This window comes from Streptomyces sp. NPDC001100 (assembly GCF_053598575.1).
In genome coordinates this window covers 116,293-134,195 of record NZ_JBSFKO010000019.1, presented here as the reverse complement: position 1 = coordinate 134,195, position 17,903 = coordinate 116,293, and the positions used below count along the sequence as shown (strand labels likewise).

The window sequence follows — 17,903 nt, the reverse complement described above, 5'->3', positions numbered from 1 at the left end:
GGAGAGTCGATCTCAGGAAAACGCGTGGCGGGACGACCGCCGGAGACCGAGGAGTGGGACGTCATGACGGACATGGAGCAGGCGCTGACGATCAGCGGCGGCATCTTCGCGGTGATGATGCTGACGCAGTACGGACGCCGGAAGTACGACCTGCACAAGGTGCTGATGCCGATCGGCACGGTGTCCGCGGTGGCCTACTTCTACTTGAAGGGGACGCCCACCCAGACCGTCGACATCGTGGTCTATCTGGTGGGCGCCGCGATCGGGCTGGCCTGCGGTGTCGTCGCCACCCTCACCACCGGGTTGGAGCGCGACCCGGCCTCGGGCAAGGTCCACACCCGCTGCGGCGCCGGCTTCGTGGCGATCTGGACGGCGGTGGTCGGGCTGCGCATCGCGTTCATCTACCTCGCCGAGCACAACACCTGGTTCCGCGACCACCTCGGCACGTTCATGGCGCAGCACCACATAGTCGAGGACGCCATCGCACCGTTCTTCGTCATCATGGCGCTGGCCATGGTCCTCACCAGGGTGTTCCTGCTGCTGGCCCGCGTGCGCCTCCTGGCGCCGGCCGGGGTCCAGGGGCAGGCCCTCACCCGGGAGTCTTCACCAGTCCGTGGATGAACGCGTACTGCACGGCATGCGCCCGGTCCCGCAGATGGGCCTTGGAGAAGAGGTTGTTGATATGGGTCTTCACCGTGGCCTCGCTCACCACCAGCCGCTCGGCGATGCCCCGGTTGGTGAGCCCCTCGCCGATCAGCGTGAGCACCTCCACCTCCCGCGGGGTGAGGTCCGGGGCGAGTCCGGTGCCCGGCCGCTGGACGGGGGCGCCGCCCCGCGCGGCGGCGGCGACGAGCCGGTCCCGTACGGCGGGGTCGAGCACGGACTGGCCGGCAGCCGCTGCCCGCACCGCGCGGGTGATGTCCTCCCGGCCGGACTCCTTGGTCAGGTAGCCGCGGGCGCCGGCGCCGAGCGCGGCGAGGATGTACTCCTCGTCGGCGAAGGTGGTGAGCACCACGACGGCGACCCCGGGGAAGCGTTCGCCGATCAGCCGGGTGGCCTCCACCCCGTCCACCCGGGGCATGTTGAGATCCATCAGGATCACATCGGGCGCGTGCTCCTCCGCCGCCCGCACGGCCTCCCCGCCGTCCTTCGCGGTCGCCACGACCTCCACACCGGACTGCAGATCCAGTACGGTCGCCAGCGCCTCGCGCACCGCGGTCTGGTCGTCGGCCACAACCACCCTGACAACAGGCGGATGTTCGCCCGGCCCCTGCCGCTCGTCGCTCATCCCGGGATCACCACGCGCACCTGCCAGCCTCCTGCGTCGTCGCCGTCCACGATCGGCCCGGCCGTGACCGTGCCGCCCACCAGGTCGAGCCGCTCACGCATCCCGACAAGACCCATCCCGCTCCCCGCACCGGCCAACGGCCGCGAGCCCTCCGGCGGCGCGGAGTTCACCACCTCGAAGACGGTCGCCTCGGCCGGCTGTCCCGCGTACTCCAGGCGCATGCGGACCGGGGCGCCGGGCGCGTACTTGTGCGCGTTGGTCAGCGCCTCCTGGGCGCAGCGCACGATCACCTGGGCGAGGCGGACGGGCAGTTCACGCTGCGGCCCGTCGACGGTCAGCGTACCGGCGTCGGAGGCGGACGCGAGCAGCGAGCGCAGCGTCTCCACCAGCGGCAGCGCGTCCTCCCGCAGGTCCCCGACCGTGCGCTGCACCTCGGTCAGCCCCGAGCGCACCAGGCTCTGCGCCCGCTGGGCCGCCTGCCGGGCCCGGTCGATGTCACCGGACTCCAACAGGGCGTCCGTGACCTCCAGTTGCATGTTCACCCCGGCCAGCGAGTGGGCCAGTACGTCGTGCACGTCCCGGGCGATCCGGGCCCGCTCGGCCAGCGCCTCCGCTCGCGCCACGGCCCGCGCGGCCAGCTCGGCCTGCTCGGCGGCGGCCCGCGCGGAGCGCAGCGCGGCGGTGTGGGCCCGGTTGGAGATACCGACCAGCACACTGACACCGGTGAAGGCGCCCACGATCCACGAGGCGCCGTGGCCGCCCCACGGCGCCAGCAGCGCACCCGCGCACAGGGCGCTGGTGGCCGCCGCGAAGGGCAGTGAGCGGCGGCTGTCGAGGCGGTATCCGGCGTGGCCGGTGGCGAAGTACGCGAAGAGGGCCGAGGCCCCGGAGCGGTCCAGGCTCATCAGCGCGGCGGCCCCCGCCGACCAGGCGCACAGCACCGCGAGCTGCCCACCCGGCGAGAAGTGGTCTTCGGGGACGAGCCGGGTGCACAGCAGCAGCGACACCAGGACGAGCAGACACAGCACGGCGAGCCCGGTACCGGACGTCCCGGTCGGGCGTACGGTGACCGCGCCGATGGCGACGGCGACCGCGGTGCCGAAGATCTGGATGGGGTTGTTGTCCACGGTGGACCAGCGGACCAGGGCCTGAGCTCGGTTCATCAGGTCTCCCTCCCCGCTGTTGTCCGACCGCTGCGAAAACTATCAGCGTGCGGTGGACCCGGTCCCGCAGGTGTCGGTCAGCGCCCGCCCGGCGCAGCCTGTGCGCTCTGCGTGTACGCCGTGGGGGAGACCCCGACCGTGGTCGTGAAGTCCCGGACCAGATGGGCCTGGTCGGCGTAGCCCAGGTCGGCGGCGAGGCCCGCCCAGTCCACGGGTTCGCCGGCGCCGGCGCGCTCCAGGGCCTCGTGGATGCGGTAGCGGAGGATGACCCACTTGGGGCCGACGCCGACGTACGCGGCGAAGAGGCGCTGCAGCAGTCGTACGGACAGGCCTTCGGCGTGGGCGAAGTCGGTGACGCGGCGGATCGTGCGGTCGGTGCGGATGCGGTCGACGAGGGCGGTGGCGAGTTCGGCCTGTGGGTCCGGGCGCGGGTCGAGGGCCAGCAGGAAGGCGTCGAGGGCGGCGACGCGGTCGTTCTCGTCGGCCGGGTCGAGGACGACGGCCGGGTCGGTGTCCGGGAACACCTCGGGCTGCCGCACCCGCGCTGCCGTCCACTCGGACACCGGGCGGTCCGGGGCGACGGTCCGGAAGGCACCCGGCCGGAACTTGATCCCGCACACCCGCCCCCGCCCCTCCAGTTTCTGGGCGAAGAGGCCGTGCGGGATGCCCGCGACCTCGACGAAGGCGTCCTCGCCGGCCAGCCGCTGGAAGACGATGTGCACGGCCGGGTGCGGGACGACATGGGAGACGTAGGGCTCGGTGAGGTCCCAGTCGATCAGCCAGTAGTGCTCGATGTACGGGCGCAGGGGCGGGGCCGGTTCGGGGCGGCGGAAGTGGACGCGGGCGAGGAGTTCGGCGGGGTCGACGATTCCTCGGGTGTCACGGCGTGCGGCGGCCATGTCGGGATCGTAGGACGAGGCACTGACAGTGGCCGGAATATGTGCGGCGGGGTGACCGTTGGGGGGTATAGTTGAATAATCAACAACCTGGAGGGTGAACGACCATGCAGTTCGGGATCTTCAGCGTCGGCGACGTCACACCGGACCCGACCACCGGACGGACGCCGACCGAGCGTGAGCGCATCAAGGCCATGGTCGCCATCGCGCTGAAGGCCGAGGAGGTCGGGCTCGACGTCTTCGCGACCGGCGAGCACCACAACCCGCCGTTCGTGCCCTCGTCCCCGACGACGATGCTCGGTTTCATCGCCGCGCAGACCGAGAAGCTGATCCTCTCCACCTCCACCACCCTCATCACCACCAACGACCCGGTGAAGATCGCGGAGGACTTCGCGATGCTCCAGCACCTGGCCGACGGCCGGGTCGACCTGATGATGGGCCGCGGCAACACCGGCCCGGTCTACCCCTGGTTCGGGCAGGACATCCGGCAGGGCATCAACCTCGCCATCGAGAACTACGCGCTGCTGCGCCGCCTGTGGCGCGAGGACGTCGTGAACTGGGAGGGCAAGTTCCGCTCCCCGCTCCAGGGCTTCACCTCCACGCCCCGCCCGCTGGACGACGTACCGCCGTTCGTCTGGCACGGCTCGATCCGCAGCCCCGAGATCGCCGAGCAGGCCGCCTTCTACGGCGACGGCTTCTTCCACAACAACATCTTCTGGCCCGCCGACCACACCAAGCGGATGGTCGAGCTGTACCGGGAGCGGTACGCGCACTACGGCCACGGCACGCCCGAGCAGGCGATCGTCGGCCTCGGCGGCCAGGTCTTCATGCGGAAGAACTCGCAGGACGCGGTGAACGAGTTCCGCCCGTACTTCGACAACGCCCCGGTCTACGGCCACGGCCCCTCCCTGGAGGACTTCACCGACCAGACCCCGCTGACCGTCGGCTCCCCGCAGGAGGTCATCGAGAAGACCCTCGCCTTCCGCGACTACGCCGGTGACTACCAGCGCCAGCTGTTCCTGCTCGACCACGCGGGCCTGCCGCTGAAGACCGTCCTGGAGCAGCTCGACCTGCTGGGCGAGGAGGTCGTTCCCGTCCTGCGCAAGGAGTTCGCGGCGAACCGCCCGGCGGACGTGCCGGAGGCACCGACCCACGAGTCCCTGAAGTCCGCCAAGGCCGCCGCATCGGAAGGGGTGACCGTCGCATGAAGCTCGTAGTCGTCTCGGCGGGGCTGAGCGTGCCCTCGTCCACCCGTCTGCTGGCCGACCGGCTGGCAGCGGCGGTGGACCGCCGTACCCCCGTCGACATCCAGGTCGTGGAGCTGCGCGACCTCGCCGTGGAGATAGCGCACAACTTCACCAACGGCTTCCCCGGCCGTTCCCTCTCCGCCGCGCTGGACGCGGTGACGGAGGCGGACGGGCTGATCGTCGTCACCCCGGTGTTCTCGGCGTCGTACAGCGGACTGTTCAAGTCCTTCTTCGACGTCCTGGACAAGGACGCGCTGACCGGAAAGCCGGTGCTGATCGCGGCGACGGGCGGCAGCGCGCGCCACTCGCTCGTGCTGGAACACGCCCTCCGCCCGCTCTTCGCCCACCTCCGGGCCGTGGTCGTCCCGACCGGTGTCTACGCCGCCTCCGAGGACTGGGGCGCGGAGGGCCTGCCGGAGCGGATCGACCGGGCGGCGGGGGAGCTGGGCGCCCTGATGACGGGCCTGTCGACAACCCGCCCGGAGAAGAAGCCGACGGTCGTACCGTTCGCGGAACAGCTGGCGGCGCTGTCGGTCTCGCCGGGCGCGTGAGGCCGAGACTCCACCGTCCCGAACCCCCACTCACCCGGTGGGGGCGCGCTTCTCAACTCCGGCCAGCAAGATCCAGCCCGTCCGGCGTCTGAGGACGAGGCCCCTTCAGGGCCGACGGGGGTCTGGGGGCGCAGCCCCCAGGGACAGAGCCCAGGGACGGCGGTCAGGTCCAGCCGACCGTGAGAAGACGGTAGGAGGTCGGCCCGGGTTGCGTCCACCACGGTGAGAGGCAGGTAAAAAGGGTGATCGTAGACCTGCCCCCACCGCCCTACCGCCGGAGGCCTTGGCACACTGGGGGACGTGCCCCAGACTGTGCTGCTCGCCGAAGACGACCGCGCCATCCGTCATGCCCTGGAGCGGGCCCTGACCCTGGAGGGCTACCAGGTGACCGCGGTCGCCGACGGTGTCGAGGCGCTCGCGCAGGCCCACCGCACGCCACCGGACGTGCTGCTTCTCGACGTGATGATGCCCGGCATCGACGGGCTCCAGGTCTGCCGGGTGCTGCGCGCCGAGGGCGACCGCACCCCGATCCTCATGCTGACCGCCCTCGTGGAGACCGCCGACCGCATCGCGGGCCTGGACGCGGGCGCCGACGACTACGTGGTGAAGCCCTTCGACGTCGAGGAGGTCTTCGCCAGGCTGCGCGCCCTGCTCCGCCGCACCAGCCCCGTTCCGGCGAACGGTGTCCCCGGCACCTCCGCCGACGCACTGCGGGACGAGCCGCAGTCGCAGTCGTCGCCGTACTCCTCCGCCTCCTCCTCCGACAAGCAGATCTCGGCGGCCGGTCTGCGCATGGACCTCCAGGCCCGCCGCGTCTGGCGCGGAACCCGCGAACTGGAGCTGACCCGGACCGAGTTCGAACTCCTCGAACTGCTGGTCCGCAACGCGGGCATCGTCCTCGACCACTCCACCATCTACGACCGCATCTGGGGCTACGACTTCGGCCCCGGCTCCAAGAACCTCGCCGTCTACGTCGGCTATCTGCGCCGCAAGCTCGACGAGCCCGGCGCACCGCAGCTGATCCACACGGTGCGTGGCGTGGGTTACGTGCTGCGGGAGGACTGAGTGGGCCGCCTGCGGCGGCTGGTCGCTGCCCGGCGGCCGAGACTTGTCTCGCTCCGTACGACCTTCGTGCTGTCCTTCGCGGCGGTGACCGCCGCCGTCACCCTCCTCGTCGGCGTGCTCTCCTACAGCGCGGCGGCCCGGCTGGTCCGGGTCGACCAGGAGTCCGTGTTCGACCAGGTCGTCCAGGATCTGCAGGACGAGGTGCGCACGCACCAGATGACGCCAGACGACTTCTCCTCCTCCGCGCCCGGCCACGACATCGTGCGCCCGGCCCGTACGGATGTGCAGGTGCTGGGGCCGGCCGGCGGCGTCCTCGACAGCGGCAGCCCGGCGCTGCCCGTCACCGGTGACGACCGGGAGGTCGCGGGCGAGAAGGTGGCCGGGAAGACGGTCGAGCACAAGGACGTCGCCGTCGCCGAGGACGTGTACCGCATCGCGACCGTCTCGCTCGGCCGCGGGCAGGGCGCGGTGCAGGTGGCGCAGGAGTTCAGCGACACCGAGGATCTGCTGCGGGCGTTGCAGCAGCGGACGTTCGTGCTGATGGCGGTGGTCGTGGTGCTGGCCGGGCTGTGCGGCTGGTGGCTGGCCCGGCGCATCACCCGGCGGCTGATCATCCTGACCGCGGCGGCCGAGGACGTGGCCCGCACCCGCCGCCTCGGCGTGCAGGTCCCCGTCACCGGCTACGACGAGGTCGGCCGCCTCGGCCGCGCCTTCGACCGGATGCTCGGCCGGCTCGCGCAGTCGGAGGAGGACCAGCGCCGCCTGATCCAGGACGCGGGCCACGAACTCCGCACCCCCCTCACGTCCCTGCGCACGAACATCTCCCTGCTCCGCCGCATGGACGAACTGCCGCCCGACACCCGCGAGGAACTGGTCGCGGACCTCTCCCAGGAGGCCCGCGAACTCACCGACCTGGTCAACGAGTTGGTGGACCTCGCGGCCGGCCAGTCCGACACCGAACCGCCCCAGCAGGTCGACCTCGCCGACATCGCCGAGGACGTCGCGGTCCTGGCCCGCCGCCGCACCGGCCGCGACATCACCGTCCGCGCGAGCGGCGACACGACGACCGACGGCCGCCCCGGCATGCTCCAGCGCGCGATCTCCAACCTGGTCGAGAACGCGGCCAAGTTCGACCGCGCGGGCCGGACCCCGATCGAGATCGCGGTCTCCGGCCCCGCCCGCCCGGGCACGGTCCGCGTCGAAGTCCTCGACCGAGGCCCCGGAGTCTCCGAAACCGACCTCTTCCGCATCTTCGACCGCTTCTACCGCGCCGCCGACGCCCGCTCCCTCCCCGGCTCCGGCCTCGGCCTCTCCATCGTCCGCGAGGTGGCCCTGGCGCACGGGGGAGCGCCGTTCGCGCTACGGCGGGAGGGCGGCGGGTCGGTGATCGGCTTCACGGTGGGCGGGGTAACCGTTCCCGGAACCGGGCCACGCGGCCGGGGCTGACGGGCTCACGGCGGCGAGAGGGTCCCGGGGCCGGGGCCGGCGAAGGGGCATCCGTCCGTGCCGCGTACGGCAGCTCAGCCCGCCGAGTTCGTACGCCCGAAGCAGCGCTCCAGCTCGTTCAGGTCGTAGAACTTGCTGCCCTTCGAGACGGGACGGCAGCCCGCCCTGAACGCGGTCTCCTTCTCGTTGTAGAGCATGCGCACGAGGTAGGTGCTGCCCTTGCGGTAGACGTCCCACTGGATGTTCGAGCCGAGGGATGCCACGGCGGCGCCCCGCCAGGGGTTGCCGGCATAGGTGTACGGCTGCTCGACCGTGACGGCCTTCGTACTCCCCGGCAGGCCCATCAGCGCGGCCAGCGGGATGATCTCCTCGGCGTGGGTGAACCGGAGCTCGGCGCCCAGGACGCTCGTGCCGTCGCGCTTGGCCTCGGCCTTCTCGAAGAAGTCGTCGAGCAGGACGCCGGCCATCTTGTACGTGATGTCGCTGTCCGCGAAGCCCGGCCCCTTCTCGTAGAAGTCCTCGGCGTCGGAGAGGTACCCGAACCAGTCGGCGTCGCGCGCCGAGATGTACCGGTCCATGCCCCAGCCCTTGCCGCCCGGGCTCTCCCCGCTCATCGCGGGGGCGATGGCGTAGAGGTTGTAGACGGCGGTGGCCGCCTCGACGTCCGTGCCGATCGACGCGAACTCGCCCGCCGTGATCCGGTCCACGAACGCGGGCTTGAACAGCTTCCTCAGTACGCCACGGGCGGCACGGTGGGTCTTCGGCTGGTCCGTGACGGCGGTCAGGGTGGTGGCCAGCCGCTGGTCGTTGGCGATGTAGTCGCGGTAGGCGGCACCGCCCGCGGCCTTGTGGAAGTAGAGGAGGTCCTTGTCGGTACGGGTCGCGCCGATGAGGGAGATGAGGCCGGGGTCGGTCTGGGCGAGGGCGGCGCCGTAGAGGTTGGCGCTGTCGACGGCGCGCCCCTGGCCCGAACTGACGACGTCGATGGGCTCCTTGTTCTTCGCGATCGAGGCGAAGAGGGTCGGCAGCCGCTTTGCCATGCGGGTCGCGGTGGCCTGGATCTCCGCCTTGCCGCGCGCGCTGAGGTTGCCGTAGCCGATCGAGCTCATCGCGGCTTCGAGAGCCTGCGTCTTCGGCCCGAACTCCCGCCCCTTCGCGGTGAGTTGTCCCTCCGCCTCGGCCTTGTTCCAGAGCGCGAGGATCAGATCGCCGTCCGAGCTGTCGGTCGCGGAGCGCGAGCCGTGCCGGGACACGTTCTCGGTGAAGACGGGGGTGAAGCCGGCCGGGGCCTTCTGGTACGAGCGGGAGTTCTGCTCCGGCGCGTACACGGCCTTCGTGCCGTAACTGTCGGTGTGGGAGCTGCCGCCGGGAGCGGCCTGAGCGGCGAACGGGGTGGCCAGCAGCGCGGCCGTGCCGAGCACCGCGGCGAGGGTGACACGTCTCATGAGCCGCATGTTTCGCGGGGGACGTGAACGCCGGGTGCACTGGAGGTGGCTCCACCGTCACGCCCGCGGGAGAGGAGAAGGACCACGCGCACGGACGCCTCGCCGTGCAGAATGCACCGCATGTTCGGACCCGCGCCGCTCCAACGCCTGTCTCTGCCCGAGGAGTTCGCCCTGCTGTCGTACGGGGAGAACGGCAGGGTGCCCAACTCCCGTCAGACCGCGGCCGGTTGCGCGGCGGCGGAACTCGGTGAACTGGCCCTGCGGAGAAGGCTGCTGGTCAGGCCGAGGAAGACCAGGAAACTGGGCGTCGAGATCTACCGACTCCGCGGCGAGATCGAACTGTCCCCCAACACGCCCCACACGGGCCTGACGTGGGCGGACGACCTGCTGTCCGCCCTGTGGGCCCGTACCACCGCCCTCACCCCTCGCCCCCTCACGGTGAGCCGTTGGCTCAGGGAACGCGGCCGGGAGGCACTCGCGCTGCACACGAGCGCACTCGTCGAGCGAGGCGTACTACGCCACCGGCCCGGCACCCTCCTCACCAGAACACGCCACCACCCGGACACGGTCCTCCGTACCGCCCTGATCGACGGCGTCCGCGCCGTCCGCGCCGAGCAGGTGCCGCTGGACGAACACATGCTGTTCCTCTGCGACTTGCTGGACGGCGCCGACCTGACGAAGGACTTCGGCCTCACCATGACCCGACCCCAACGTCTCGAACGCGCCCGGGGCACCGGCGCGGCCGGAGCCCTCCCGGAAACCCTGCGCGACACGAGCACCGTGCTGGGCTTCTCACTGCCGGCCCGGGAGGGCCGGACGATCACGGTCGGCGACTAACCGTCCTTGCGGGCCACCCCGCCGTAGATGCCGATCGGCGGCGCGTCCGGGTCCGGTGTCTGCTCCGGGCGCCAGTGGGTGACGCGGACCAGGCCCGGGTCCACGAGGGTGAAGTCGCCGAAGAAGTCCAGGACTTGGGCGTGGGTGCGGAGGTTCAGGGTGGCGGTGGCGCGGTTGTAGACGGACGCCGCCTCCTCGCGCTGGTCCTTGTGTACGTCACCGGTCGCGTGGGAGAGGACGAGATAGGAACCGGCCGGCAGCGCGTCGCGCAGGGTCGCGACGATGTCGTACGGGTCCCCGTCGTCGGCGAGGAAGTGCACGACCGCCACCAGCAGTACGGCCACCGGCTGGTCGAAGTCGATCGCCTTGCGGACCTCGGGGTGGTCGAGGACGGCACGGGGATCGCGCAGGTCGGCCAGGATGGCGGAGGTGTCGGTGCCCTCCATCAGGGCCATCGAGTGGGTGCTGACGATCGGGTCGTTGTCGACGTAGACGATCCGGGTCTCCGGGGCGATGGCGTGCGCGATCTGATGCACGTTGGGTTCGGTCGGCAGCCCGGTCCCGATGTCGAGGATCTGCCGCACCCCGCCTTCCTCCACCACATGCCGGACGGCCCGGTGCATGAAGCGCCGGTTGGCCCGCACGCCCTCCCGCACCTCGGGCGCGGCCTTGATGAACTGCTCGGCGGCGTCCCGGTCGACCGGGTAGTTGTCCTTCCCCCCGAGGAAGTAGTCGTACATCCGCGCCGGGTGGGGCTTGCTTGTGTCGATGATCAGTGGCTGGGCGCCACTGCCGTCCCCGCTGGGAGAGGTCATGAGGCCAGGCTCCGTCTTGGTGAGTGGCTGTCAGATCATCATCCTGACACGCCCGCTGTCGTCCGGGAGACGACTCCACCGGATCGGGAATTGACAAAACGGCTTGGGACATGTCCTCGGTGCATTTCTGGAACCGGCTGTTATTTCTCTTGAATCAGTTGACAGGGGAGGGATTGATGTGTCCCAGGGAACTCCGGCAACTCCTTCTGAGAATGCGCTGGTTCATGGAGAGGAGAGGGAATTGACAGGGGGCTTTTCGTTCCCTACCTTCCAGGCGTCAGTTCTATATTCGAGCGCACCCGAGGTTGTTTCTTCGTGCAGGCCACTTATCTGCCCGACCGGCACATGTTCGCCCTGTGGAACTGGCCGGGGCGGACCGCGTCCGCCGCCCCGCCCGCCGATGCCGTCGAGGCCATCGCCCTGGTCGTCCCGACCTCGGATCTCGGCGGGTTCGAGGTCGCCGACGTCGACTGCGCGCTCATCGAACCGGACCGGCTCGCCGACGTGCCCCTCGACGCCCCCGGCCGTTCGGTGGCCGCCTGGCGGCATCTGCTCGCGGGCGGCGACGCGGCCCTCCCGATCGCGGCACACGCAGTCCCCGACGCCACCGGTGTCGCCGTCACGTCCGCGGCCCACGCCGTGGCCGTCTTCCGCCACACCCGCGCAGTCGCCAGCGAACTGCGCGCCGCGCTCACCGCCGCGCTGCGGCCGTACCAGGTGCGCGGGGTGAGCTGGCTGCGGGAGACCGCCGACGCGCACGGCGGCGCGGTCCTCGCCGACGAGATGGGGCTCGGCAAGACGCTGCAGGCGATCGGCTACCTCACCGGACGGGCCGCGGAAGGCCCCCAACTGGTCGTGTGTCCCACGTCGTTGGTAGGGAACTGGGCCCACGAGATCGAGCGGTTCGCCCCCGCCCTCCGGACGACGACCTGGCGCGGCGGCCCGCTGGAGACGGTGGACGCCGGCACGGTCGTCCTCACCGGCTATCCGACCCTCCGCCTCCACGGCCCCGCCCTGGCGGAACAGCGGTGGATCACCGCCGTATTCGACGAGGCGCAGGTCCTGAAGAACCCCCGCACGCAGGTGTCGAAAGCCGCGCGGACCCTTGCCGCCGACACCCGGATCGCCCTGACCGGAACACCCGTGGAAAACCACCTCGAAGAACTCTGGGCACTGCTCAACCTGGTCGCACCGCACCAGTTCGGGAACAGGACGCAATTCCGCCGCCGTTTCGTCCGGCCGATCGCGGAAGGCTCCGTCGCCGCCGCGGCCCGGCTGCGCGGGGTGACCGAACCGGTCGTCCTGGCACGGAAGAAGACCCAGGTCGCCGGCTCGCTCCCGGCCAAGATCCACGCCGACCTGATCTGCGACCTCACCGAGGAACAGCAGCGGTCGTACGACCGCGTCCTGGACCAGGCCGTCGACGACGGCTTCGGCAGCGGGCCGGGGCGCCGCACCAAGGTGCTGGCGGCCCTCACCGCGCTCAAACAGGTCTGCAACCATCCGGCGTTGCTCACCGACGGCTTGGACGGCTTGGACGGCTTGGACGGCTTGGACGGTCGGGTCGGTCGGGGCGAACTGGCGGGCAGGTCGGGAAAGCTCGACCTCTGCACCGACATCGTGGCCAACAACCTCGAAACCGGCTCGCCCACCCTGATCTTCACGCAGTACGTGCGGACCGGTGAACTGCTGGTACGGCACTGCGCGGAACAGTTCGGGATCGAAGTGCCGTTGTTCCACGGCGGTTTGCGACAGGACCAGCGCTCCGACCTCGTCCGCCGCTTCCAGTCCCCCGACGGCCCGCAGGTGATGGTGCTCAGCCTGAAGGCCGGCGGCACCGGGCTCACGCTCACTCGCGCGGCCGACGTCATCCACTTCGACCGCTGGTGGAACCCGGCCGTCGAGGCACAGGCCTCCGACCGGGTCCACCGGATCGGGCAGACCCGCACCGTCACGATCACCACACTCACCACCGGGACGACGGTCGAGGAGCACATCGCGGCCATGCACGCACGTAAGTCCACACTGACCGGCATAACCAACACTGCCGACACCGCCGACATGTCCGGCGTCGCGCAACTGGCGCTCCTTGACGACGCCCGCCTCATCGAGGTCCTGCGCCGGAAGCGGGCCAACTGACCATGCCCGACAGCGATTTCGGCTACACGGCGTGGGGCAAGGACTGGGTCCGCCTCGCCGAGCCACTGCGCCAGACCCGCCCCGACCCACAACTCCCGCGCGCCCGCAGACTCGCCCGCGACGGCAAGGTCGAGATCACGATCGACGGCCGGACCGTACGGGCCGTCGTCCATCACGGCCGCGACTCCCACGCGGTGACCATCGAGCTCGCGGCGATGCCCCCGGAGGTGCTGGCCGCCGTCTCCCGCCGCCTGTCCGGCGCCCGCCCCGTCCTCACCGACGACCTGTACCGCACCCTGACCGCCGACGGCCACCGGCCCGCACCGCACGTCGCCGCCATCGCCTGCACCTGCCCGGCCGACTCTCTCCGATGCGTCCACGTCCTGGCCGTCTACTACGAGATGGCCCGCCGCGTCGACGACGATCCGCGGGTCGCCCTCGACGCGCAGGACTACTTCCGCGCGTCGTCGCACGGGGCGGACGCGGACACGGCCGCCGCCGCGACACCGCAGCGGTGGGTCGCGCTCAACGCCCTTGAACCGGACGACTACTTCTGAGGCCGACGGCTGATGTCATCCGTGAACGCCGAGTGGTTGGCCGAGTGATTGTCAGTGGGAACCGCGATGATGAAGCGGTGGATGATCTCGCTTCGCTGCGTCGTGAGTTCTCGGAGGACGACGACGCGTTTCTCACGATCGTGATCCGTGACCAGCGCTGGGACGAGCAGGCTTTCTCCCGGCTGGAGCGGGCCATGCGGCAGGTGTGCGAGACGTTTGAGTCTCCACTGCTTCCTCCTGGCCGCCGATGAGTTTCGGTGGGCCGAGCGGTCAAAGTCTGCACACCTGACACAAGGGAGAACCCGATGGACACGACGCGCTCGCAGCCGACAACTCACCTCGCCCGCCGCATGTTCGAGCTCCTGGAGCCGATCTGCCTGGTCACCTTCTTCGCCGACGAGTGCAACGAGGAACTCGCCGCACTCGGCCACCGCACCTACTGGGACGGCTACTTCGCCAGCCGCGCCGCGCCACTGGGACGGGTGCCGGCTCACGTCGTGCACGCGGCCTTCTACAACTTCGCCGACGGGGAAGCCGCACGGCACATCCCCAGTGCCTGGGAGACGATCCCGCCCGAGGCCTCCGTCGCCGCGCGGGAGCGGGGCAGTGCGGCCTCCCTGCGGCGCATCCTCGGCGACGAACTGGCCGACTCCCCGGGCCTGGTGCGCGCCGCGGACCTGACCACCAAGGCCGCGACGAGCGCCCCCACCGAAGGCCGGGTGATGTACGCCGGCATGCGCACCCTTGAGGTACCCGGCGACCCCGTCGCCCGACTGTGGCATTCCGCGACCATGCTGCGCGAGCACCGCGGCGACGGTCACATCGCCGCGCTCGTCGGAGCGCGCATCGGCGGCACGGAAGCCCACGTGCTCAGCGCGCTGGACATGGGCATCCACCCTCCGGAGTCCTTCGGACGCATCCATCACCTGCCCAAGGAGCACCTCGCCGCGATCATGGACGGTCTGCGCGAACGCGGACTCGTCGACGCCGACGGCCACTTCACCGACACCGGCCGCGCGACGAAACAACACATCGAAACCCTCACCGACGAACTCGCCGCTCCGCCCTACGACGCCCTGTCCCCCGCCGAGCTCGACGAACTGATCACCGAGCTCGAACCCATCACCGCGACCCTGGTGGCCACCGGCTCGCAGTGACACAGAACTGGTCGCCCAGCGCAGGACGGCGCCTACCGGCGCCTCCTGGGCGCCGGTTTCGACAGCCGTCTCATCAACAAGCAAAAGGCGAGGTCCGAAGACCCCGCCCCTCACCCACGAACCCTCAGTCCACTCAAGGCCAGACAAGGCAATAGGGCTGATGCCCCGCCTCGTGCAACCGGTGGCTGAAGTCCTGCCATTCGTGCAGGAGTTGGTACACATTGAACGCGTCCCGAGGTCCGCCCCGGTCCGGGACCGTCGACCAGATGAACGCTGCCGCGCCCACCGCCTCCTCGCCGATTCCGCGGAGCGGGTCGACGACCGTCATCGGGAGTTTGACGACGGCGTAGTCGGGGTGGAGGACGACCAGTTCCAGCGGGGGCACCTTGTTGAGGGGGACGCCCTCGATGCCGGTGAGGACCATCGCGGCCATCGTCTCCGGCTTGATCTTGGTGAACATGCCGTTCATCCCGAGCTCGTCGCCGCCGAGTTCCTCGGGGCGCATCGAGATCGGGACGCGGGCCGCGGTCGCGCCGTCGGGCGCGCCGAAGTATTTGTACGTCACCCCCACCCGACCACCATTCCTGCTCCCCGCCCGCAACTGATCGATCCGACGTTCGATACGTCGTTCGTCGCGATCCGACTCATTCGAACCCACACCGGATCCAGCGGATCCGCTGGATCCGGGACCGCTCTGCCGTGCCGCCTCGGCGGCCTCCTCCGCGTCGCGTCGGTGCTTCCCCCGCCGGGCACGCCGAGGACCCAGATCGTCAGTCCCCTCGCCCAGTCCGCCACCGCGATGCATATCTCCACCCGACTGCTTTTCTAGGACGCGTGGCCCCAGCCGCGCAACCCGATCATCGTGTCAGTGACCTCCCCCACGGCCGCCCGCCGAAACGTGCGCTGAAACACCTGTCCGCAGGATCTGCGCAAGCCCTGTACACCGGCGCCCGCATGAGCTGTGTGTATCTGTGTGTATCACCTCCCAGTCTCGCAGATGGGTGGGGGCCCGTGCCCGCGCTCCCGCCGCCTACCCTGAGGAGGTAACTGAGGTCCCGGAGTCCGAGAAGTCGGAGAAGTCGCAGGTCATGAGCCAAACGCCAAGCGAAACGCCCAGCGAACCGGCAAGCGAACCGGCAGGTGTACTGCCCGGCGCACTGCCCTATCCCTACGAAGCACCCGTCTCGCAGGCTCTTTTCGACCGTGCGTCGGTCGTCACACCGGGCGGCGTGAACTCCCCGGTGCGCGCCTTCCGCGCGGTCGGCGGCACGCCCCGGTTCATGGTGTCCGGCAACGGTCCCTATCTGACGGACGCGGACGGGCGCGAGTACGTCGACCTCGTCTGTTCCTGGGGGCCGATGATCCTCGGGCACTCCCAGCCCGACGTGATCGCCGCCGTCCAGGACGCCGTCTCGCGCGGGACCTCCTTCGGGACCCCCGGTGAGGGCGAGGTCGCGCTCGCCGAGGAGATCGTCGCCCGGGTCGGCCCCGTGCAGCAGGTGCGGCTCGTCAGCAGCGGGACCGAGGCGACCATGTCCGCGATCCGGCTCGCCCGCGGGTTCACCGGGCGGCCCAAGGTCATCAAGTTCGCCGGGTGTTACCACGGTCACGTCGACGCGCTCCTCGCCGCCGCGGGCAGTGGCGTCGCCACCTTCGCGCTGCCCGACACCCCCGGTGTCACCGGCGCCCAGGCCGGCGACACGATCGTCCTGCCGTACAACGACCTCGAAGCCGTGAACGAGGCCTTCCACCGGCACCCCGGTGAGATCGCGTGCGTCATTACGGAGGCCTCGCCGGGGAACATGGGCGTCGTGCCGCCCGCCCCCGGGTTCAACCAGGGGCTCAAGGACGCCTGCTCGAAGAACGGTGCCCTCTTCATCTCCGACGAGGTCATGACCGGGTTCCGGACCAGCCGGGCCGGGTGGTTCGGGATCGATGGCGTCACGCCCGACCTCATGACCTTCGGGAAGGTGATGGGCGGCGGTTTCCCCGCCGCCGCGTTCGGCGGGCGCGCCGACATCATGGGGCACCTCGCTCCCGCCGGGCCCGTCTACCAGGCCGGCACCCTCTCCGGTAACCCCGTCGCCACCGCCGCCGGCCTCGCCCAGCTGCGACTCCTCGACGACGCGGCCTACGAGACGGTCGACGCCGTGTCCGCGCAGATCCAGGCGCTCGTCACCGAGGCGCTCAGCAAGGAGGGTGTCGCGCACCGGCTGCAGAACGCCTCCAACATGTTCTCCGTGTTCTTCACCGACCGGAGCGTGCGCAACTACGAGGACGCCAAGGCGCAGGAGTCGTACCGCTTCACCGCCTTCTTCCACTCGATGCTGGCGCAGGGTGTCTATCTGCCGCCCTCGTCCTTCGAGTCCTGGTTCGTGTCCACGGCCCACGACGAACGGGCCATCCAGCGGATCGCCGACGCCCTTCCGGCGGCGGCCAGAGCGGCGGCGGAGGCCACAGCAGCATGAGCGACAACCCCACTGACAACACCGGTGACATCACCGTCGTGCATGTGATGCGGCACGGCGAAGTCGCCAATCCCGACGGGGTGTTGTACGGGCGGCTGCCCGGCTACCACCTCTCCGAGCTGGGGCGGCAGATGGCCGACCGGGTCGCCGAACACCTCTCCTCCCGCGATGTCACGCATGTCGTCGCCTCCCCGCTGGAGCGGGCGCAGGAGACCGCCACGCCGATCGCCAAGGCGCACGGGCTCGACCTCGCGACCGACGGGCGGCTCATCGAGGCCGACAACGTCTTCCAGGGCAAGACCTTCGGGGTCGGCGACGGCGCGCTGAAGAAGCCGGGGAACTGGAAGTACCTCGTCAATCCGTTCAAGCCGTCCTGGGGCGAGCCCTACGTCGACCAGGTGGTACGGATGGTGGCCGCGCTGGACGCCGCCAAGGACGTGGCGCGCGGGCACGAAGCCGTGCTGGTCAGCCATCAGCTGCCGATCTGGATCGTGCGGTCCTACGTCGAGCGGCGGCGGCTGTGGCACGACCCGCGCAAGCGGCAGTGCACGCTCGCGTCCCTGACGAGCTTCACCTACCGCGGCGACAAGATCGTGTCCGTCGGCTACACCGAGCCGGCCCGTGATCTCGTCCCGGCGCATCTCCTCGCGGGCGCGAAGCCGGTGAAGGGGAAGTCCAAGGCGTTCGGCGCCTGAGTGGCGCGGATGTCGCGGATATCGCGATCCGGTCACCCGTCAGGGCCAGTTGTCGAGACAGGCCTGTGACATTTGTTTCGGAACCCACATGGTTCCCGGCGAACTTTCCCGTCCGTCGCGTCCTCTCACAGGTA

The 17,903-nt window shown here is 70.4% G+C and carries 18 protein-coding genes; 12 read left to right on the top strand and 6 right to left on the bottom strand.

Going from position 1 to position 17,903, the window contains the following annotated elements:
- Positions 1-24 precede the first annotated feature (24 nt).
- Positions 25-621 (top strand): hypothetical protein, encoded by a 597-nt coding sequence (locus ACWDEW_RS27045; RefSeq protein ID WP_450515770.1) that lies wholly within the window; start codon positions 25-27, stop codon positions 619-621.
- Here ACWDEW_RS27045 and ACWDEW_RS27040 read toward each other — a convergent pair.
- The 3 genes from ACWDEW_RS27040 to ACWDEW_RS27030 all read right to left on the bottom strand — a co-directional run bounded on the left by ACWDEW_RS27040 (position 590) and on the right by ACWDEW_RS27030 (position 3,350).
- Positions 590-1,288, bottom strand: coding sequence for a response regulator transcription factor (locus ACWDEW_RS27040; protein ID WP_450515769.1), 699 nt, complete (start codon positions 1,286-1,288; stop codon positions 590-592). The genes ACWDEW_RS27045 and ACWDEW_RS27040 overlap by 32 nt on opposite strands.
- On the bottom strand, positions 1,285-2,451 hold the full coding sequence (locus tag ACWDEW_RS27035) for a sensor histidine kinase (RefSeq protein WP_450515767.1): 1,167 nt from the start codon (positions 2,449-2,451) through the stop codon (positions 1,285-1,287). The genes ACWDEW_RS27040 and ACWDEW_RS27035 overlap by 4 nt, the downstream gene beginning before the upstream one ends.
- Positions 2,452-2,528: 77 nt before the next feature.
- A complete protein-coding gene (locus tag ACWDEW_RS27030) occupies positions 2,529-3,350 on the bottom strand; it encodes an AraC family transcriptional regulator (RefSeq protein ID WP_450515765.1) in 822 nt (273 codons plus the stop codon).
- A gap of 104 nt (positions 3,351-3,454) precedes the next feature.
- On the opposite strand from ACWDEW_RS27030, the gene ACWDEW_RS27025 reads away from it, so the two are divergent.
- The 4 genes from ACWDEW_RS27025 to ACWDEW_RS27010 all read left to right on the top strand — a co-directional run bounded on the left by ACWDEW_RS27025 (position 3,455) and on the right by ACWDEW_RS27010 (position 7,656).
- Complete coding sequence (locus ACWDEW_RS27025; RefSeq protein WP_450515763.1) at positions 3,455-4,555, top strand: LLM class flavin-dependent oxidoreductase; 1,101 nt, start codon at positions 3,455-3,457, stop codon at positions 4,553-4,555.
- On the top strand, positions 4,552-5,145 hold the full coding sequence (locus tag ACWDEW_RS27020; RefSeq protein ID WP_450515761.1) for an FMN reductase: 594 nt from the start codon (positions 4,552-4,554) through the stop codon (positions 5,143-5,145). The genes ACWDEW_RS27025 and ACWDEW_RS27020 overlap by 4 nt, the downstream gene beginning before the upstream one ends.
- A 300-nt stretch (positions 5,146-5,445) precedes the next feature.
- Positions 5,446-6,210, top strand: coding sequence for a response regulator transcription factor (locus ACWDEW_RS27015; protein ID WP_450515759.1), 765 nt, complete (start codon positions 5,446-5,448; stop codon positions 6,208-6,210).
- Complete coding sequence (locus ACWDEW_RS27010) at positions 6,211-7,656, top strand: HAMP domain-containing sensor histidine kinase (protein WP_450515757.1); 1,446 nt, start codon at positions 6,211-6,213, stop codon at positions 7,654-7,656.
- Positions 7,657-7,730: 74 nt separating this feature from the next.
- Here the strand turns inward: ACWDEW_RS27010 and ACWDEW_RS27005 are convergent, their stop codons facing one another.
- A complete protein-coding gene (locus ACWDEW_RS27005) occupies positions 7,731-9,101 on the bottom strand; it encodes a histidine-type phosphatase (RefSeq protein ID WP_450515755.1) in 1,371 nt (456 codons plus the stop codon).
- Between the two features lie 120 nt (positions 9,102-9,221).
- Here ACWDEW_RS27005 and ACWDEW_RS27000 point away from each other — a divergent pair, with 120 nt between their 5' ends.
- Positions 9,222-9,938 (top strand): GPP34 family phosphoprotein, encoded by a 717-nt coding sequence (locus tag ACWDEW_RS27000; RefSeq protein WP_450515754.1) that lies wholly within the window; start codon positions 9,222-9,224, stop codon positions 9,936-9,938.
- Here ACWDEW_RS27000 and ACWDEW_RS26995 read toward each other — a convergent pair.
- The gene (locus tag ACWDEW_RS26995; RefSeq protein WP_450515752.1) at positions 9,935-10,753 is read right to left on the bottom strand and encodes an SAM-dependent methyltransferase; all 819 of its coding nucleotides are present in this window, start codon (positions 10,751-10,753) and stop codon (positions 9,935-9,937) included. The genes ACWDEW_RS27000 and ACWDEW_RS26995 overlap by 4 nt on opposite strands.
- A 315-nt stretch (positions 10,754-11,068) precedes the next feature.
- Here ACWDEW_RS26995 and ACWDEW_RS26990 point away from each other — a divergent pair, with 315 nt between their 5' ends.
- The 4 genes from ACWDEW_RS26990 to ACWDEW_RS26975 all read left to right on the top strand — a co-directional run bounded on the left by ACWDEW_RS26990 (position 11,069) and on the right by ACWDEW_RS26975 (position 14,606).
- Positions 11,069-12,892 (top strand): DEAD/DEAH box helicase, encoded by a 1,824-nt coding sequence (locus ACWDEW_RS26990; RefSeq protein ID WP_450515750.1) that lies wholly within the window; start codon positions 11,069-11,071, stop codon positions 12,890-12,892.
- Positions 12,893-12,894: 2 nt separating this feature from the next.
- Entirely contained in the window at positions 12,895-13,449 is a 555-nt protein-coding gene (locus ACWDEW_RS26985) for an SWIM zinc finger family protein (RefSeq protein ID WP_450515748.1), read from the top strand.
- Positions 13,450-13,526: 77 nt separating this feature from the next.
- The gene (locus ACWDEW_RS26980; RefSeq protein ID WP_450515746.1) at positions 13,527-13,700 is read left to right on the top strand and encodes a hypothetical protein; all 174 of its coding nucleotides are present in this window, start codon (positions 13,527-13,529) and stop codon (positions 13,698-13,700) included.
- A gap of 54 nt (positions 13,701-13,754) precedes the next feature.
- Positions 13,755-14,606 (top strand): SCO6745 family protein, encoded by an 852-nt coding sequence (locus ACWDEW_RS26975; protein ID WP_450515744.1) that lies wholly within the window; start codon positions 13,755-13,757, stop codon positions 14,604-14,606.
- Between the two features lie 133 nt (positions 14,607-14,739).
- On the opposite strand, the gene ACWDEW_RS26970 is transcribed toward ACWDEW_RS26975, so the two are convergent.
- Positions 14,740-15,411: a hypothetical protein gene (locus tag ACWDEW_RS26970; RefSeq protein WP_399118711.1), complete on the bottom strand. Its 672-nt coding sequence runs from the start codon at positions 15,409-15,411 to the stop codon at positions 14,740-14,742.
- 352 nt (positions 15,412-15,763) lie between these two features.
- On the opposite strand from ACWDEW_RS26970, the gene hemL reads away from it, so the two are divergent.
- Together hemL and ACWDEW_RS26960 are read left to right on the top strand one after the other, a co-directional pair.
- Entirely contained in the window at positions 15,764-17,074 is a 1,311-nt protein-coding gene (gene hemL / locus ACWDEW_RS26965; protein ID WP_450515848.1) for a glutamate-1-semialdehyde 2,1-aminomutase, read from the top strand.
- Positions 17,071-17,769: a histidine phosphatase family protein gene (locus ACWDEW_RS26960; RefSeq protein WP_450515742.1), complete on the top strand. Its 699-nt coding sequence runs from the start codon at positions 17,071-17,073 to the stop codon at positions 17,767-17,769. Before hemL ends, ACWDEW_RS26960 begins: the two co-directional genes overlap by 4 nt.
- The last annotated feature ends 134 nt before the right edge of the window (positions 17,770-17,903 follow it).

Excerpts from the sequence above, each read along its gene's own strand:
- ACWDEW_RS27040 (WP_450515769.1), bottom strand. The coding sequence starts at position 1,288 with ATGAGCGACGAGCGGCAGGGGCCGGGCGAACATCCGCCTGTTGTCAGG.
- ACWDEW_RS26985 (WP_450515748.1), top strand. The coding sequence starts at position 12,895 with ATGCCCGACAGCGATTTCGGCTACACGGCGTGGGGCAAGGACTGGGTC.
- ACWDEW_RS26960 (WP_450515742.1), top strand. The coding sequence starts at position 17,071 with ATGAGCGACAACCCCACTGACAACACCGGTGACATCACCGTCGTGCAT.
- ACWDEW_RS26970 (WP_399118711.1), bottom strand. The coding sequence starts at position 15,411 with ATGCATCGCGGTGGCGGACTGGGCGAGGGGACTGACGATCTGGGTCCT.
- ACWDEW_RS27035 (WP_450515767.1), bottom strand. The coding sequence starts at position 2,451 with ATGAACCGAGCTCAGGCCCTGGTCCGCTGGTCCACCGTGGACAACAAC.
- ACWDEW_RS27025 (WP_450515763.1), top strand. The coding sequence starts at position 3,455 with ATGCAGTTCGGGATCTTCAGCGTCGGCGACGTCACACCGGACCCGACC.
- ACWDEW_RS27000 (WP_450515754.1), top strand. The coding sequence starts at position 9,222 with ATGTTCGGACCCGCGCCGCTCCAACGCCTGTCTCTGCCCGAGGAGTTC.
- ACWDEW_RS26995 (WP_450515752.1), bottom strand. The coding sequence starts at position 10,753 with ATGACCTCTCCCAGCGGGGACGGCAGTGGCGCCCAGCCACTGATCATC.
- ACWDEW_RS27030 (WP_450515765.1), bottom strand. The coding sequence starts at position 3,350 with ATGGCCGCCGCACGCCGTGACACCCGAGGAATCGTCGACCCCGCCGAA.
- ACWDEW_RS27005 (WP_450515755.1), bottom strand. The coding sequence starts at position 9,101 with ATGAGACGTGTCACCCTCGCCGCGGTGCTCGGCACGGCCGCGCTGCTG.
- ACWDEW_RS27020 (WP_450515761.1), top strand. The coding sequence starts at position 4,552 with ATGAAGCTCGTAGTCGTCTCGGCGGGGCTGAGCGTGCCCTCGTCCACC.
- ACWDEW_RS26975 (WP_450515744.1), top strand. The coding sequence starts at position 13,755 with ATGGACACGACGCGCTCGCAGCCGACAACTCACCTCGCCCGCCGCATG.